14 protein-coding genes and 1 riboswitch are annotated in these 15,684 nt (G+C 50.6%); of the genes, 7 read left to right on the forward strand and 7 right to left on the reverse strand.

Going from position 1 to position 15,684, the window contains the following annotated elements; genetic code table 11:
* Positions 1-3 precede the first annotated feature (3 nt).
* The 6 genes from EZJ44_RS04110 to EZJ44_RS04135 all read left to right on the forward strand — a co-directional run bounded on the left by EZJ44_RS04110 (position 4) and on the right by EZJ44_RS04135 (position 6,281).
* Positions 4-1,383 carry an AI-2E family transporter gene (locus EZJ44_RS04110; RefSeq protein WP_131280502.1) on the forward strand — a complete coding sequence of 460 codons (1,380 nt, stop codon included), beginning with the start codon at positions 4-6 and terminating at the stop codon, positions 1,381-1,383.
* Between the two features lie 72 nt (positions 1,384-1,455).
* The gene (deoD, locus tag EZJ44_RS04115) at positions 1,456-2,163 is read left to right on the forward strand and encodes a purine-nucleoside phosphorylase (RefSeq protein WP_131280504.1); all 708 of its coding nucleotides are present in this window, start codon (positions 1,456-1,458) and stop codon (positions 2,161-2,163) included.
* Between the two features lie 354 nt (positions 2,164-2,517).
* Positions 2,518-3,201, forward strand: a complete 684-nt coding sequence (locus tag EZJ44_RS04120; protein WP_131280506.1) for a metal-dependent transcriptional regulator — start codon at positions 2,518-2,520, stop codon at positions 3,199-3,201.
* Positions 3,202-3,519: 318 nt separating this feature from the next.
* Positions 3,520-3,605: riboswitch (SAM riboswitch) on the forward strand.
* A gap of 5 nt (positions 3,606-3,610) precedes the next feature.
* Positions 3,611-4,600 (forward strand): methionine ABC transporter ATP-binding protein, encoded by a 990-nt coding sequence (locus tag EZJ44_RS04125; RefSeq protein WP_131280508.1) that lies wholly within the window; start codon positions 3,611-3,613, stop codon positions 4,598-4,600.
* A complete protein-coding gene (locus tag EZJ44_RS04130) occupies positions 4,597-5,337 on the forward strand; it encodes a methionine ABC transporter permease (RefSeq protein WP_131280510.1) in 741 nt (246 codons plus the stop codon). Before EZJ44_RS04125 ends, EZJ44_RS04130 begins: the two co-directional genes overlap by 4 nt.
* Positions 5,338-5,450: 113 nt before the next feature.
* Positions 5,451-6,281, forward strand: coding sequence for a MetQ/NlpA family ABC transporter substrate-binding protein (locus EZJ44_RS04135; RefSeq protein ID WP_131280512.1), 831 nt, complete (start codon positions 5,451-5,453; stop codon positions 6,279-6,281).
* Between the two features lie 156 nt (positions 6,282-6,437).
* Here the strand turns inward: EZJ44_RS04135 and EZJ44_RS04140 are convergent, their stop codons facing one another.
* The 6 genes from EZJ44_RS04140 to dhaK all read right to left on the reverse strand — a co-directional run bounded on the left by EZJ44_RS04140 (position 6,438) and on the right by dhaK (position 13,731).
* Positions 6,438-7,040, reverse strand: coding sequence for a TetR/AcrR family transcriptional regulator (locus EZJ44_RS04140; RefSeq protein ID WP_131280514.1), 603 nt, complete (start codon positions 7,038-7,040; stop codon positions 6,438-6,440).
* A 23-nt stretch (positions 7,041-7,063) separates the two neighbouring features.
* Positions 7,064-9,421, reverse strand: a complete 2,358-nt coding sequence (locus EZJ44_RS04145; protein WP_131280517.1) for a YhgE/Pip domain-containing protein — start codon at positions 9,419-9,421, stop codon at positions 7,064-7,066.
* A complete protein-coding gene (locus tag EZJ44_RS04150; RefSeq protein ID WP_165496108.1) occupies positions 9,421-10,122 on the reverse strand; it encodes an ATP-binding cassette domain-containing protein in 702 nt (233 codons plus the stop codon). Before EZJ44_RS04150 ends, EZJ44_RS04145 begins: the two co-directional genes overlap by 1 nt.
* Before the next feature lie 1,216 nt (positions 10,123-11,338).
* Complete coding sequence (gene dhaM / locus EZJ44_RS04155; RefSeq protein WP_131280521.1) at positions 11,339-12,127, reverse strand: dihydroxyacetone kinase phosphoryl donor subunit DhaM; 789 nt, start codon at positions 12,125-12,127, stop codon at positions 11,339-11,341.
* On the reverse strand, positions 12,124-12,732 hold the full coding sequence (gene dhaL, locus EZJ44_RS04160) for a dihydroxyacetone kinase subunit DhaL (protein ID WP_206661841.1): 609 nt from the start codon (positions 12,730-12,732) through the stop codon (positions 12,124-12,126). Before dhaL ends, dhaM begins: the two co-directional genes overlap by 4 nt.
* Before the next feature lie 3 nt (positions 12,733-12,735).
* A complete protein-coding gene (gene dhaK, locus EZJ44_RS04165; RefSeq protein WP_131280524.1) occupies positions 12,736-13,731 on the reverse strand; it encodes a dihydroxyacetone kinase subunit DhaK in 996 nt (331 codons plus the stop codon).
* 288 nt (positions 13,732-14,019) lie between these two features.
* Between dhaK and EZJ44_RS04170 the strand changes: the two genes are divergently transcribed.
* On the forward strand, positions 14,020-14,748 hold the full coding sequence (locus tag EZJ44_RS04170; protein WP_131280527.1) for a CDP-alcohol phosphatidyltransferase family protein: 729 nt from the start codon (positions 14,020-14,022) through the stop codon (positions 14,746-14,748).
* Here EZJ44_RS04170 and EZJ44_RS04175 read toward each other — a convergent pair.
* Complete coding sequence (locus EZJ44_RS04175; protein ID WP_131280530.1) at positions 14,745-15,659, reverse strand: hypothetical protein; 915 nt, start codon at positions 15,657-15,659, stop codon at positions 14,745-14,747. The genes EZJ44_RS04170 and EZJ44_RS04175 overlap by 4 nt on opposite strands.
* Positions 15,660-15,684 lie beyond the last annotated feature (25 nt).

Consider the following 15,684-nt stretch of genomic DNA (forward strand, 5'->3'; position numbering starts at 1 on the left):
GCCATGGCTAACGCAAAGGAACAACTGAACGAAAACTCGCCTGCATTTTCTTCTCGCGAGGACTCAATCGAGCACGTTGAAAAGACTTCACATCTCGAAACTATTACCGCGCCCGACGACGTTCCAGAATTCCCAGGCGGACTCGTTACAGTTCCTGCCGGGGCAGGCCGCGTCACGGCAGAAGTTCGAACTGCTGCAGCATGGTCTTGGCGCATCCTCGCCATTGGAGCCGCTATCTGGGCTGCCGGCTGGATGGTCATGACGTTCAGTACACTGCTTATTTCCTTGCTGGTATCGCTGCTTATGGCTGTGATTGCGGAGCCAGTTTCGACGTGGTTTAAGAAGAAGCTTGGCTTCCCACCGGCTGCGGCAGCTGCAGTGACGGTTCTTGGTCTTTTCCTTATTCTTGCCGGTATTGTGGCAGGCTCGGGCACAGGGCTTTACCAAGGATTTTCCGATCTCGGTAGCAACCTAGAAACGGGTATTTCTACGATCGTCGACAGACTTAACGATTCGTTCCCGAATGCCCAAGACCAAATTTCTCAAACATGGACTTCTCTTCAAGAGACCCTCAAGCAGAATTCAGGTCAGATTGTTGGCGGCGTGATGATGCTGGGCTCGTCAATTACAGAGTTCCTTACCGGAGCCATCTTGGTGCTTTTCACTCTGTTTTTCTTCCTCAAAGATGGGCGAGAAATTTGGCAGTGGTTCGTGCGCTTGCTTCCGATTCCTTACCGCACGAATGCCAACGAAGCTGGCATCCGCGCGTGGGTGACGATAGGAAACTACACTCGTACCCAGGCAATCGTCGCTTTTGTTGATGCCTTGGGTATCGCGACCACAGCCGTGCTGTTAAGCACGCCGATTGCTCTCGCTTTCCCGATCGGTGCGCTCGTTTTCCTCGGAGCTTTCGTTCCAATTGTGGGCGCATTTCTTTCCGGCGCTGTAGCTGTGCTCGTAGTTTTGGTGAACACCGGATCAATTTGGATGGCGTTGGGCATGCTCTTAGGCGTGTTGGTGATTCAGCAAATTGAAGGCAATATTTTACAGCCGATTTTGCAAGGAAATGCGCTGAATATGCATGCACTTGCAGTGGTATTTGTGGTCGCAGCAGGTTCGGCGATGGCTGGTATTGTGGGCGCACTTTTCTCGGTGCCAATCGCAGCAGCACTTAATACTGCGATTTTGTTCCTTAAGGGCCACGACACTTTCCCCTATCTCGATGAGTGGGAGGATCGTCCGGGTGGTCCACGCCGAGATTTTGAGCATTACACCGCTGAATTCTGGCATCATTTCGACACCGAAGTTGCCCAGCACCTATCTCCAAAGGAAAAGCGGGCAGCTAAACGCGCCAAATTACCGAAAGAAGCAAACACCCAGTAACCTGTATATACGCTACTTTGTAACTTTCGTGCCACGAAAGTAGCCATTTCTATATTCGAAGGGGAACTTATTATGGCAACACCACATATTGGTGCAGAAAAAGGAGACTTTGCACCCGCCGTCCTTATGCCTGGCGATCCACGCCGTGCAGAGCGGATGGCCCACCAGCTTATGGATGACGCCAAGCTGGTCACGGACGTGCGCGGAATCTTAGGGTTTACCGGCACTGTAAATGGAAAACCACTCTCGGTGATGGCTTCCGGCATGGGACAACCTTCGTTGGCGATCTATGTCAATGAATTGTTCATGCACTACGACGTCGAACGCATTATTCGCGTTGGTACGTGCGGCGGTTTGTCACCGCGAGTCAAAGTCGGCGATGTCGTTATCGCCAACGGAGCGCACTACGAGGGCGTGATCAACACCTATATTGCGCCAAATATCCATTACTCAGCCGTCGCCGATTACCAGCTCGTTCGTGCTGCTGCAGACGCAGCCGCAGGTGACGAGAATGTTGTAGTAGCTCCAGTTGTATCCCGTGATCGTTTCTATGGAGTCGATATGGCCGAGAATAAAGCTCTCGCTGATGCTGGCACCATGGGAGTGGAAATGGAAGCTGGCGCGCTCTATGGTCTTGCAGCTCAATATGGTAAGCAAGCGCTTGCTGTTCTGACTGTCTCCGATCATCTCTTTGATTCTTCGGCCGATATGAGTGCCGAAGAGCGAGAGAACAACTTCCAACGCGCTCTTAAGTTGGCAGTAGCAGCCGCCCACTGCTGATAATCAACTAACACCGCTGATTAATTAACGAACATTCAACGCCTACTTCTTCGTGGTATTTGTGCTGTGCCTAAGCAAGTTCTTCTGCTGTGGGTAAGCAAATACTTGTGCAGTGCCTGAGCAGATGTAAATGTGCGAAGAAATAAGCGCTGGCCAGTAGCCGCTTTGCTGGAGCATTTACTATGCTCCAGCAAAGCGGCTACTTAGGCATTCACCCCTTTTTAGACCAGCTTCCCACACAGTAAAGCACATCTATTAGCCGGAATTTTGTTTCTGTTGATAAGCTGATCTTGTTCGCGCTGGGAGGCACGAGGAATCCACAGAGTTTAGATATCGAAAGACAGTCGAGAAGAAATGAATCTTTCCGCAAGCCACGAGGACTACCTCAAAGCAATATGGATGATCTCTGAAAGAAATTCTGGTCACGTTGCTCCCAAAGATATTGCGCAACAGCTCTCGCTCAGTCCATCAACAGTGTCTGAGGGCATCAAAAGACTCGTTACGATGGGCCTCGTACTCCACGATCGTTATGGAGATGTAACTCTAACTCCAGATGGACAGATGATCGGCGTTGAAATGGTCCGCAAGCACCGGCTTATCGAGACATTTCTTGTTGAAGAACTCGGTTATGCTTGGGAAGAAGTTCATACCGAGGCAGAATCGCTTGAACACGCAGTGTCCGATTTCTTCATTACTCGAATCGATGAATTACTTGGTTTCCCCACACAAGATCCACACGGGGATCCAATTCCACGCGCAGATGGCACTACAGCGGCTATCTGCGCCGAAAGTCTAGCCCAACAGCCTATCGGTATCACAGGTGAAGTTGTACGCGTAGCGGATCACGACCCAGAGCTACTCACCTACGTTGCACATATCGGACTTGTTCCAGGCGCAATTGTTACTATCGCTGAGCGTGCCACAACTCTTGGCTTGATGTCTGTTACTGTCAACGCTCAAGTTATACAGCTTCCTTTAGCAGTTGCCGAGCAAATTTGGGTTTCTCCCCTCCCTACCAACCAAAACTCCTCTCATTAAGCCTACGCCTCATCACAATTCTCACGCGGTCAGGAAAATCTGTGAACGGTAACTCAAGCACCGGTATAGGCGCTATGAGGGTTATCACATTGAACCCTTGCTGGTATTCACAGCTAACTTTTTTATTGCAATTCACGTTTGTATCCATGGTTCAATTATGCAAGGCATCTCCCGCCAAAAACGCGTTCCTGCACGTCAAATCTAACGTCCATGTTCATATCGCCGTTTACCCGATTCTTTTCACACAGATTTTGTTCAGTATGTGACATGCTCGGGACTAAAGTTGCACGATGACCAATGAGCATGCGAAAGTAAAGTTGTTCATCCAGAGCAGCAGAGAGACTCGGCTCGAAGAAGCTGCAGCAACCCGTTGAGACGGGTGCTAATGCCGAGATCGATGGGAGTAATCATGATAGAGCTACACGATGTAACGAAGATCTACCCGCGCAAGGGGCAAGATTCCGTAGTGGCACTGGATCATTTATCGCTGTCGGTACCAGCTCACTCTATTCATGGAATTGTTGGCGAATCAGGTGCCGGTAAATCGACTCTTATTCGTTGTTTGACCGCATTAGAACGTCCAACATCGGGTTCTATTGAAGTCGACGGACAGGATCTGACCAAACTCTCTGAAAAAGATCTCCGCAAAGCACGCCGCAATATTGGGATGGTCTTTCAGGGTGCAAATCTTCTCGATTCGCGCACTGCGGGTGCAAATGTTGAGTATCCGCTCAAACTGGCTGGTATCCCTGCTGCCGAACGCAAAGAGCGCGTGAAGGAACTTTTCGACCTCGTTGGGCTGGCCGGTCGCGAGAGTTCATATCCGTCACAGCTTTCTGGCGGGCAACGCCAGCGAGTCGGAATTGCACGCGCAATTGCAGACGCGCCCGCAGTCTTGCTCGCCGATGAGCCAACATCCGCTCTCGACATGGAAACGACCGAGCAAATACTTGACCTGCTCAAAAGCGTACGCGACCGCACCGGCGTCACCGTCGTCGTGATTACGCACGAGATGTCGGTTGTGAGAAAAATCTGTGACTCCGTGACTCTCCTCGACTCTGGAAAAGTCCTCGAGTCGGCAAGCTTGTCGGATGCAGTTGCCGCACCTGAGTCAGCACTGAGCCTGAAACTTGTTCCGATGCCTACGGTCGATCACGATACGCTCGCTGGACAAAGCGTGATTGACGTATTCTTCACTGCACATCCAGGTGAACCTGCTGGTTCCAAGGTGATCGGACTTGGATCGGCGCTCGGAGCAGACATCGCAGCCGGATTATTTGAAACAGTGGGATCTACGCAGGTTTCGCGTCTTGCATTGACGTTGCCGCACACGAAAGTTCCCGCGGCACTTCAAGCTTTCGCAGATCACAATATCTATGCAAAGGTGCGTGTGGCATGAGCACTTTTATTTGCGTATCCCCCGCACTAGTTTTCGGAACTCAACCGTTCTTGAGCTCCGATAATACGTGGTTCAATAATCCAGCTGTCAAGCAGATGTTGCTTCCAGCAACAATCGAAAGCTTGTTAATGATTTTTGTAGCAACATTCTTCACGGTTGTGATTGGACTCCCGCTAGGCGTGTTGCTAGCAGAGTCACGAAAAGGTGGAGTTGTCCAGAACGTTGTGGTGAACAAATTGCTCGGCACCGTTATTAACCTCGGCCGCGCAATTCCATTCATCATTTTGGCAATCGTTGTATTGTTTGCTATCCGCGCGCTACATCTCCCTTGGCTGACGGCGATTGGCTGGCAGGCATTTACTATCGCTCTCGTTGTTTCCGCGATACCGTATTTCGCACGAATGGTTGAGTCGAACGTGCTCGCTGTCGAATCTGGAAAAGTTGAAGCAGCGCAGATGATGGGAGCTTCGCGCTTCACCGTGATGTGGGGTGTACTGGTTCGCGAATCCTTACCGTCGATTATCCAGTCGATCACGATCCTTACGATCACCATCATCGGTTATTCTGCGATGGCTTCGGCGGTTGGCGGCGGCGGACTCGGCGCTCTAGCCATTAACTACGGCTATCAACGCTATCAGTTTGATGTTATCGTCATTGTTGTAGTGGTAATCCTTATTCTCGTCCAGATCATTCAAATGATCGGAGACATGCTCAGCCGGTTAGTGGACCACCGTTAAGGAACCGCTAACCGGAATCACAGCCAGAGCACAGCTCTATATGCTCTGGAGACCTGAATAGAAAAATATTCTTTCACCTACACGGGTGAAGCGTACCCATCAAAGGAAAAATCATGCGAAACTTCAAGAAAATTGCACTTATTGGTGCAGCAGCTGCTCTAGCACTCGGAGCTTGCTCCTCCACTGATACTAAAGATTCCAAGGCTGCAGATGGCGACGGCGTCGTAACACTTACCGTTGGCGCCTCGCCTGTTCCACACGCAGATATCTTGCGCTTCATCGACGAAAAGCTCGCTAAAGACGCTGGTATCCACTTAGAGATCAAAGAGTACACCGATTACGTACAACCAAACGTTGCGCTCGACGCCGGTGAACTGGATGCTAACTTCTTCCAGCACGTGCCTTATTTCGATGCTGAAGTCAAAGAAAAAGGTTACAAGTTTGAACATGGCAATGGAGTTCATATCGAACCTTACGCATTGTTCTCAAAGAAGTATAAGCGCGTAGACGACATCCCAGACGGTGCTCGCATCCTCGTAAACAACGACCCATCGAACCAAGCACGCGCACTTCGTCTGCTTGAGCAGAAGGGCTTGATCAAACTGAAGGACTCGAAGAACCCTACATTGTTGGATATCATCTCGAGCCCAATCAATGCCAAGGTAGTTGAATCGGAAGCTCCGGCTATTCCAGTGCAGCTCCCCGACGCCGATGCGGCTGTGATTAATGGAAACTTCGCACTTGAGGCAGGACTCGTACCGGCAAAGGACGCGCTCGCCATCGAATCTGGCGAGAACAACCCTTACGCTAACGTGCTCGCATGGAATAAGGATTCCAAGAAGGCAGAAGCAATTGCGAAGCTTGAAAAGCTGCTACACAGCCCAGAAGTTGCAAAATTCATCAAAGAAAAGTACCCGAATGGTGAAATCATTCCGGCTTTCTGAGAGTCTACTCATTAAGTGGCTACTCCGAGACTCATTAAGTAGCTACTTCTAGTGAGATGCTAAACCACAAGTGTGGGGTTGATTTTGGCAACTGCCAAAATCAACCCCACACTCATGTCCGACTCACAATATCTTCCGTGATCAGGCAAAAGTTACCTATGCCCGCCCCACAATCACCACTGCTCGAATCGAAGCGGCGATTTCTTCGAGCGAACGCTCAGTGGAGTGAAGTCGCCACGCCAATCCAGCCATCAAAGTCGCACCTAACACGCTATTTGCCGCAATTGAGGGGTCAATGTCCAGCGTAACGGTGCCTTTTTCCTGCCCCTTGAGCAGCGCTTCTTCGATCAGCCTTGAGATATTCCGATGCCATGTTCGGGTGGTCTCATACCACGATCGATCGGTTCGGAAGAATTCGGCAGCAAGCAGCTTCGCAGTTTTTTCTTGATCCCGAACCACCCGAAGTAGCTCAACGATCGTCGTCGAAACTGCTTGCCAGCCTTCTTCTTCGCCTATTGCCACAGCAAGTCGATCACGCATACTCTCCAAGTAGTAATTGAGTAAGGCATCAACAAGTCCGGACTTCGAACCGAAATTGTAGTAGATACTTCCCTTGGCAACGCCGGCGGCAGCAGCAATGTCATCGACAGAGGTGGACGAAACGCTCTTTTCGGCAAATAGTTCTAGAGCAGCTTCAAATACAGCTTCCCGAGTGTCACCACGCCGAGCGGTTCGACCATCAGTGTACTTCGCAGACATTGCGCTACCTTCCTTAAATATTTCTAGAGAGCAAGCGCCGGATGCAGGGTACTCACGTTCCACACCCGACGTCGCGATGTGGCAATTATACTCGTGGCAATAGAAGCCACAGTAACAAGCCCCAATACAACGATAGCAACTACGAGGCGGGTTTCGACACCTCCGGTAATCGTTTCACGCAATCCCTCAACTGCATACGTCATTGGCATCCACGAATGCACATCTTGGAAGAATCGTGGAGTGACGTCCGCCGGATATGTTCCACCTGCCGAAGCAAGTTGCAACATAAGCAGCACAATTGCGATGAGCTTTCCAGGCGCAGCGCCAAAAACTGCCTGAATTGCATGTTGCATAGTCATGAACGTAACGCCAACTAACATTGAGAACGCGATGGTTCCCAAGCAGTGTGTGTAGTCCACTCCAACTGCCCAGTGCATCACGCCGAGCATGATGAGAACTTGTCCAGTGAGCAATGCCAAGGCTGGCTGAAGCACGGATGCCACAATCCGCCAGCTCGATGCCGAGGTAAGCATCAATCGCGAAGGCAGTGGGCGCAACAGCAACCACGTAATCAACGATCCAACCCACAATGCAAGCGACATAAAGAATGGTGCAAAGCCCTCACCCCATGAATCAGCTGGGTTATTGTTGTGCGATTCGAGCGCGATTGGTTGCGATATGGTGCTTGCCTGCACTTTTATCACGTCCGACGACGCAGCAGGGAGTTTTCCTGCACCTTCGGCAAGCTTATTAGCAAGTTCCCCTGCGCCATCCGCAGCCTGTTTCGATCCATCGGCAAGTTGTGTTGCGCCGTCGGCCAAAGTTGCCGAACCATCGCGCAGTTTCTCCGATCCTTGAGCCAGCTGACCCGCAGCATCTTCAGCTCGCTGTGCACCAGAACTCAACTTATCGAGTCCCGAGCTCAGCTGCACTGTACCTTGGTTCAAAGTTTGAGCTCCGCTAGAGAGTTCACCAAGTTTCTGCGTCAGTGTCTGTGAGCCCCCTTGAAGCTGAACTAAACCGTTATTCAACGCTCCGGCACCAGCATCCAGCTTGGATACTGCCGTAACGAGATTTTCACCCGTTGTTGAATTCGTTCCTGCGTAAAGCTGATCAACGCCTGGAACCAATTTGGTATCCACAGCACTGCTCATTGCAGCTAATGATGGAGCAAGACCCGGGGTTTGTGAGGTGCCATTGAGACCATCAGAAAGCTGTTGTGCTCCCTGAGTCGTTTGGGCAATCGCAGCTCGGAATTTAGCTTCAGCAATCTGCTTGGTGAGTGGATCACCATTTTCAAGGGCAGCGATGAGCGTATCGAGCGAGTTAGTCTGCATAGCGGACAATCCATCTGCCAGTGTCTTTGCACCAGCGGCAAGCTGCTGTGCACCGGCACTCGCCTGCGTCAAACTCGGCTGCAATCCTGGGTTGCTAGGATCCCCAGGCACTCCGTGCACACCGTAGTAAAGCTGCTTTACTCCATTGGCAAGAAGCGTAACTTTTCCGAGCAACTGCGTAGTTCCATTATGGAGAGCTGCTGATCCAGCGCCGGCACTTGTGATGCCGTTGGTAAGCTGCTGAGAACCTTGCGCCAAAAGGTTAGCGCCACCAGCAATCTTACCCGTTCCCACACTTACTGCGAGACTGCCATCGTAGGCCGCATCGATACCGTTTTTGAGTTGAGTCGCACCCGAGGCAAGCTGTGAGGCACCAGTCGCGAGGCGAATCGCTCCAGAGTTGAGCTCGTGCGCGCCGTCGGCCAAACGACCATTCCCCTCACCCAACTGCTGCGTTCCAGCACTGAGCTGGGCTGCGCCGTCGTGGGCTTGGTTCAGTCCATCATGAGCTTGGCTCAGACCGTTGAGCATCTTGCTCGAAACTTCTTCATTGACCGTCGCAGTCAAGCGTGTACGCAGCTCTTTCATAGCGTTTTGTCCCAGAATTGAGCCAAGGAAAGAATTGGCGTCATTGTAGACCACATCAATCTTGGCTTGATCCGGATTCTGGGTTCCGAGCGAGACGATATCAGACGAAAAATCCTTGGGAATTTTCATCATGAAGTAGTACTTGCCACTTTCGATTCCGCGTTTGGCATCGTCGTCGTTCGTTACCGTAATGTCTAACGGCTGCTCTTCTTGCAAGTTTGCGACGACGTCGTCACCGATATGCACGGTCTTTCCATCCGCCGTCGTTGCCGCAATATCGTTGTTGACGACGGCGACTGGAAGGTCGCGCAGGCGTTCAGTTGGATCCCAAAAAGCCCACACATACATTGCTCCATAGAGCAATGGAATGAGCAAAATAGCAACAATAGCTGCACGTGTAAGCGGCAATCGTAGGAAACGCTTGAGTTCTGTGCCGTGTGAATTCCATGCAAACATTAACGTTCCTCACTCGAGTTGTTCAAAATAACGATGTTGTGTGGCATTTCGACGACGACGCGCAGGGCTTCTTCTCCAGTAGCCGATGCCACCACGGTTACTCCGGTGGATGCCACTTTGTTAAGGATTTCGAGTAGCACCGCGCGGTCTTGATCTTCATGTAGCGAGTCAATATTGTCGACGGCGAGCAGTTTTGGCTGCGAAATCATCGCTAAGGCAATCCGGAAAAGGAGATTGTCTAATTCGCTCAATTCGTAAACGAGATCCCTGGCCTGCGGTATCGGTCGTGTGCCGAAAATGGGTGCCAATATTTCGTTAACTTTTGCATCGGTAACCCGCGGAATATGCGTCCATGCCCGCGCATAGAGCGATAGACGCTCTCGAACAGTGGCACCAACGGTTACTTGTTCGTCAAGTCGGTCGAGGTCATTGACTCCAATGATTTCTGACTCGTTGCGCACTGCACGCATATCGTCTGGGAGTTCGTATCCGAGTACGTATAGCTGGGACTGTTTGGAAAGCTTGAGTCTGCCAGTGAGAGCTAGAAGTAAGGAAGTTCGGCCAGAACCGGCATGGCCAAGGAATATAGTGAGTGTGCCGGGTTCAATGCTGAAGTCAAGTGGTTCAATAATGGCACCACGTGGCCCATTGAGTAAAACAGATCGCCCTTCGATCAGAGGAAAAATTTCTGATTCAGTCACGATTCTCTCCATCAAATTGTTTTTGTACTGACTAGTCAGTTCTACATTAGTTCGAAGTTCAACCGCAAGTTTTTGTAAGGTAGGAGACAATCTTGACGCACTGCGCCAACCACAGCGCAATATAAGGCTGAAATATGGGTGTGGGCGGGGTGGTTGTGAACCACCCCGCCCACACGAGATTAAGCTTCATGCCAACCAGCTGCATCACACAGCTGGTTGGCAAGACTCAGTTCCCACTGTCATTCATTCTTTGACCTTCTCTTTGTTGCTCCGAAGATCGAGCAACATCTTTGGATTTCTTCTCGGAATAATACCAAGCAAACCACGCAACAGCAGTTAGGAAGAAAAATGCGAGAGTAATGAAAACTGTCTTGGTCGTGTCTGAATGGTAAAAAATTACCAGAAGAAGCCAAGTTGTAACGGTAGTAAAAGTGGCAGCGTTTCGTTCCTTTATTGTCATATGCGCCTCCCTATCTCTAAGCTACATTTAACAGGTCGCTATTGAAATACCAACACTGGCAAGACCGATACCAGCCGCAATACGCCCTCCTGAAACTAATGCCCCGCCAGGGAGAACTAAAGTCAAGATCGTCCAACCCACGCTAACCGCACATTTAACGTTCACTTGCACGCCTTGGCTATTAAGAGTTCCCATATTCACATGGGCGACCTGCCGACCACCAATGTAAGCATCCAACCAACCAGGACAAGAACTAGGTGTCGCTGGCGGATTCCAGGGTACTGAACACCTAAATTCGTGCAAAAATAATAGTATTGACCAGCAGCTTCTCGAGTAGAAATACTCGGGTCGAACACACCTGTGGACAAATGCTCGGTGACACCTACCCCATCTGACGAGGTAATGTCAGCCGCAGCAGCACTTCCTGTACTAAAGCTCATACTCACCGCAACCATTCCTAAAGTAGCTAGAACTGAAGTGAGTTTCTTTGTGAATCGTTTAAACACTTAAGGCCCCTTTACCAAATTGCTAATTGCGATCATTATCACACTATTTCTAATATTTTCCTTCCGCAAGCATTCATAATCCGTTCCATCAAGTTCTTCATCTGTAGCAAAATTTCATTACGCGCGAACGAATCAAGGCCGAAATATGGGTGTGGGCGGGGTGGTTCTCAACCACCTCGCCCACACGAGATTAAGCTTCATGTCAACCAGCTGTATCACACAGCTGGTTGACACCTAACCTATGATCCGCTTATTCGCCCATTCCAGATCGAACAAACTCAAGCACAGCAGCAAGCGCTTCTTCTTTTTGAGCACCAGATGCCCGAACATGCAATGTCTGCCCGAAAGTTGCCCCGAGAGCCATCAAATCCATCATCGAATCAGCCTCAACCGACTCACGCCCGTCACAGCTAATCTCAACAACAGCATCATATTCTGACACCAGCTGAGCAAGCTTTCCAGCAGGACGTGCATGCAAGCCAATCTCGTTAATGATTTCAACGTCAGCTTCGCAAGCAGCAGATTCAGAGCCGTGCACACTCGTAGCACTAGAAGGCACCGGCACCGAAGTTGCCGTGGAATTATCAGCGGCACAACAGCCACCATTTCCACAGCACCCTTCACCCGACTCCGAAGCGAAATCATCTCCAACAGCCTGCGCTTTGGCATTCAAACTTCCTTCAGCAAGCTTCACAACCTGAGCCAAATCAGCTCCGGTTGCAGCAGCCACCATTCCTGCCGTAATACCTTCGACAAAAGGAGCAGACAAAATGCGGGCATCACTATCGAGCAACTCAATCGCCGTCTGTGCGCTCATCACAGCTGAGCCCATATCGACAAAGATTACGACGCCGTCGCCACCGTCAACTTCTTCGATAGCGCTCATGATCTGGGTTGCGTCGGTTCCAAAACCGCCGTCGTCCAAACCAGCAGCTATGGCGATACTAGGAGCATCAGCATGCACCATAATATTAGCCAGCTCCACTGCAGCTTCTGCGAGCGCACGCGAATGGGAAACAACCACTATGCCAACACTCATGCCACAACTCCTGCAAGTGCTTCGAAGAGCATAGTTGCCGACGTAGCTCCCGGATCTTGGTGTCCGATTGAACGATCACCAAGATAGGAAGCTCTGCCCTTCTTTGCAAGCATCGGCGTGGTAGCATCGCGACCAGCCTCAGCAGCTTCCAAAGCCTTTGTGGCACCATGTTCAACGTCACCAGCAGCTTCGAGAGCTTCAATCGCTGGTGTGATGGCATCAACCATTGTCTTGTCACCAAGCTCTGCTTTGCCGCGGCCGATCAATCCATCGAGTCCAGCGCGCAGAGCGCTAATGAATACCTCATCTGAAACTTCAGTTTGCGAACCTAGTTCCTTGGCTGCTTTCAAGAAGAACGTGCCATACAGCGGACCCGACGTACCGCCCACTTTCGAAAGCATCGTCATTCCCAAACCTTTAAGCTGTGCCTCAAGATTTGCTGCCTCAGTCAAGGCGGGCACTGCAGCGCTCATACCACGTGCCATATTTCCACCATGATCAGCGTCGCCGATCGGTGAATCAAGCTCAGTGAGCATAGCTTGGTTTTCTTGAATGAGCTCGCCAAAACGAGTAATCCATGCGGTAACAAAATCAGTTGTAATCACGGTCTATTCTCCCCACCGCATTCCTGCGGTTACTACTGGTGCGTCAAAGTACTTCACCATATCAGAGTCTGCCTTCAGAATTGTCAATGAACATCCTGCCATCTCGAGCGAGGTGATGTAATTACCTACGAGATTGCGAGAAATCTTCACGCCAGCAGCATCAAGCAATGCCTTGACCTCTGCAAAGACGATGTAGAGTTCAAGTAGCGGTGTGCCACCCATGCCATTGACCATCACGATATTCTCAGAATCGGTGAAGTCCAGATCAGCAAGAATTGGTTCTACCAACTGGCGAGCAATGTCCTTAGCATCGGTGAACTTCTCACGGTGACGCCCTGGCTCGCCGTGGATACCAATGCCGATTTCCATTTCGTCTTCTGGTAGATCGAAAGTCGGTTTTCCTGCAGCTGGAACTGCACAAGAAGTGAGCGCCATTCCCATCGAGCGAACGTTATCAGCAACGCGCTGCGCAAGCTCAGCAACCTCATCGAGGCTCTTTCCCTCTTCAGCAGCGGCACCTACAATCTTTTCGAGAAGTACCGTGCCACCTACGCCACGACGACCCGCGGTGTACAGCGAATCCTGGACGGCGACGTCGTCTGCCACCACAATCGTGCGTACCTCGACGCCGGTATCTGCCGCGAGCTCAGCAGCCATTTCGAAGTTAATAATATCGCCAGTGTAGTTCTTTACGATGTGCAAAACGCCAGCACCGCCGTCTACCACCGTGGTAGCAGCCAGCATCTGATCCGGCGTTGGAGAGGTGAAAACTTCACCAGCACACGCAGCGTCGAGCATACCAAATCCAACATATCCGCCATGAAGTGGCTCGTGTCCGGAGCCTCCACCCGAGATCAACGCGACTTTACCGGCGTCTTTCTTGGTAGAACGATAGATCACACGGTTTTCGTGATCGACACGAACGTTTGAATCAGATGCCTCGATTCCCTTCAGAGCATCAGAAACAACGGTTTCTGGGGAATTAATAAGCTTCTTCATAGAAACTCCTTTGTAGTGAAGAAAAGGTCACACGACAAGTTATGTGATTGCATTGCACTCATTGTTGAATGTTCCGCTACCTCAAGAATGCCCCATTGCAATATTTTTTTCCACACTAAAACACCTTGTTATTTCGCTTGGGGACGCGAGGAAAATCCCAGATTGACCACACTTTTATCAGAATCCAACTCTACTTGGTAGTATTGAACAGCTAGTGACGGAATTTAGAATGCACGCTAAATAGCTTGTGTCCGTCCGGGTATCTAACTGCAAACACAGGGAGTTTATATGCCGAGCCAGGCACCGCACACAATTTCTCAGCGAATCGCAGCGTGGGGCGTTCATGCTTTTACGCTCTCCGGTTTGATGTTCGCCTGCTTGGCAACACTCTCACTCATTGATCGCGAAATTACGTGGATGTGGCTATGGCTTGGGATTGCCATGATCATTGACGCGATTGACGGCACCTTCGCGCGAAAGGCTCGCGTTCAAGAAGTCATTACATGGTTCGACGGCGGGATCGTAGACATCGCCATTGACTACCTCACGTGGACCTTTATCCCGGCGGTATTCATGTACTTGTTCTTACCGCTTGGCCCTAAACCATTGGCAATGGCGCTGATGATTCTTATCGTCGTTTCGTCAATGTTCTGCTATGCCAATAAGCAGTGGAAATCAAGCGATTACTACTTCGTTGGATTCCCAGCCGCGTGGAATATCGTTGCGGTAATCCTCTATATCCTGCAAACGGGATGGGCATTTAATGCGAGCGTCACTATCGTTCTGGCAATTCTCACATTGGTACCAACCCACTACACGCACCCATTCCGGGTCAAAAAGCTCATGCCATACAATATCGCCGCTATCAGCATTTGGATTGCTAGTGTGGCAGCGCTCGTGGCGATGTATCCGAAAGCTCCAACATGGCTACTAGCTTTGTTCTGGATTAGCGGCGGTTGGTTTATGCTCACCGGCATGCTCAGAACAATCTTTGGGCAAGATCCGCAGGAAAACTAACCTTCGCTGACGATTTTTGCCACCGCTTTATCTCGACCCCAGCGATACACTTCGATAAGAATTGCGGCAACAATGAATCCGATAACGATTGCATTCACAATCGGCGGATAATGCTTTCCATTCGCCCAAAAATACAGGTAGGGCGCCACAAAGGTTGCCAATGCCACCACAAGACCAGCAAATCTGCGTAGCCATGTACGCCCGGCAAACATCTCGATCAACGCCCAGGTGTACGGCACCGCGGTAAACACGTCCAACGACCACAGCACCCATACACTACCGTGGAAGTGTGGCACAAACACCACTGGCAGTGCCCGCAAACTCGAATAAATAAACACAACAAGATACGCGATGAATTTGGGCGATCTGAACATACGGAATAACAGCGAACGCTCGACGATGCTCACGCCACTGCTGCGCAACAGAGTGAAATGTTCTGAAGCGATCCCTTTCGAGTCAATTCCTTCGAGATGGTTGCGCACCCATTCACGCTCTGATTCGGTGCCATTGAGCAATTTCTTCAAGAATTTACTTGGGCTTACGACGACGGGCGTAAGTAGCGTTGCATGTGGGAAACGGTGACGAAGGTGTTCCGGAACCGCAACGGCATCGCCCGCTACGCGCACAATATCGTGACCGAACACTGCTTGAAGACGCTCAACACGCTCTGTTTCAACTACAGCCACCCACAGCAATACGCGCCGGGCGATAGCATATTTTAGCTCTTGTCCAATAGCTACACCTGCAGATTCCTCAAGGTTTTCCACGTCATTGAGGATATCCATCTCCATCACTTGGGCAGAGTACAGTGAACCGATCCGATCCGCACCAGATTCGGCAACCAGCACGGCAGGGTCAAAGTGAACCTGCGTCAGAAGCGGTACATCGACTATTGAATAGAGCGTGAACATTCTCTTAGAGTGCCATAATTTTATT

The organism is Arcanobacterium bovis, from assembly GCF_004331995.1.
In the GTDB taxonomy this organism is placed as follows: Bacteria; Actinomycetota; Actinomycetes; order Actinomycetales; family Actinomycetaceae; genus Arcanobacterium_A; species Arcanobacterium_A bovis.

Excerpts from the sequence above, each read along its gene's own strand:
- dhaK (WP_131280524.1), bottom strand. The coding sequence starts at position 13,731 with ATGAAGAAGCTTATTAATTCCCCAGAAACCGTTGTTTCTGATGCTCTG.
- EZJ44_RS04120 (WP_131280506.1), top strand. The coding sequence starts at position 2,518 with ATGAATCTTTCCGCAAGCCACGAGGACTACCTCAAAGCAATATGGATG.
- EZJ44_RS04125 (WP_131280508.1), top strand. The coding sequence starts at position 3,611 with ATGATAGAGCTACACGATGTAACGAAGATCTACCCGCGCAAGGGGCAA.
- EZJ44_RS04110 (WP_131280502.1), top strand. The coding sequence starts at position 4 with ATGGCTAACGCAAAGGAACAACTGAACGAAAACTCGCCTGCATTTTCT.
- EZJ44_RS04145 (WP_131280517.1), bottom strand. The coding sequence starts at position 9,421 with ATGTTTGCATGGAATTCACACGGCACAGAACTCAAGCGTTTCCTACGA.
- EZJ44_RS04140 (WP_131280514.1), bottom strand. The coding sequence starts at position 7,040 with ATGTCTGCGAAGTACACTGATGGTCGAACCGCTCGGCGTGGTGACACT.
- EZJ44_RS04175 (WP_131280530.1), bottom strand. The coding sequence starts at position 15,659 with ATGTTCACGCTCTATTCAATAGTCGATGTACCGCTTCTGACGCAGGTT.
- EZJ44_RS04130 (WP_131280510.1), top strand. The coding sequence starts at position 4,597 with ATGAGCACTTTTATTTGCGTATCCCCCGCACTAGTTTTCGGAACTCAA.
- EZJ44_RS04170 (WP_131280527.1), top strand. The coding sequence starts at position 14,020 with ATGCCGAGCCAGGCACCGCACACAATTTCTCAGCGAATCGCAGCGTGG.
- dhaM (WP_131280521.1), bottom strand. The coding sequence starts at position 12,127 with ATGAGTGTTGGCATAGTGGTTGTTTCCCATTCGCGTGCGCTCGCAGAA.
- EZJ44_RS04135 (WP_131280512.1), top strand. The coding sequence starts at position 5,451 with ATGCGAAACTTCAAGAAAATTGCACTTATTGGTGCAGCAGCTGCTCTA.
- deoD (WP_131280504.1), top strand. The coding sequence starts at position 1,456 with ATGGCAACACCACATATTGGTGCAGAAAAAGGAGACTTTGCACCCGCC.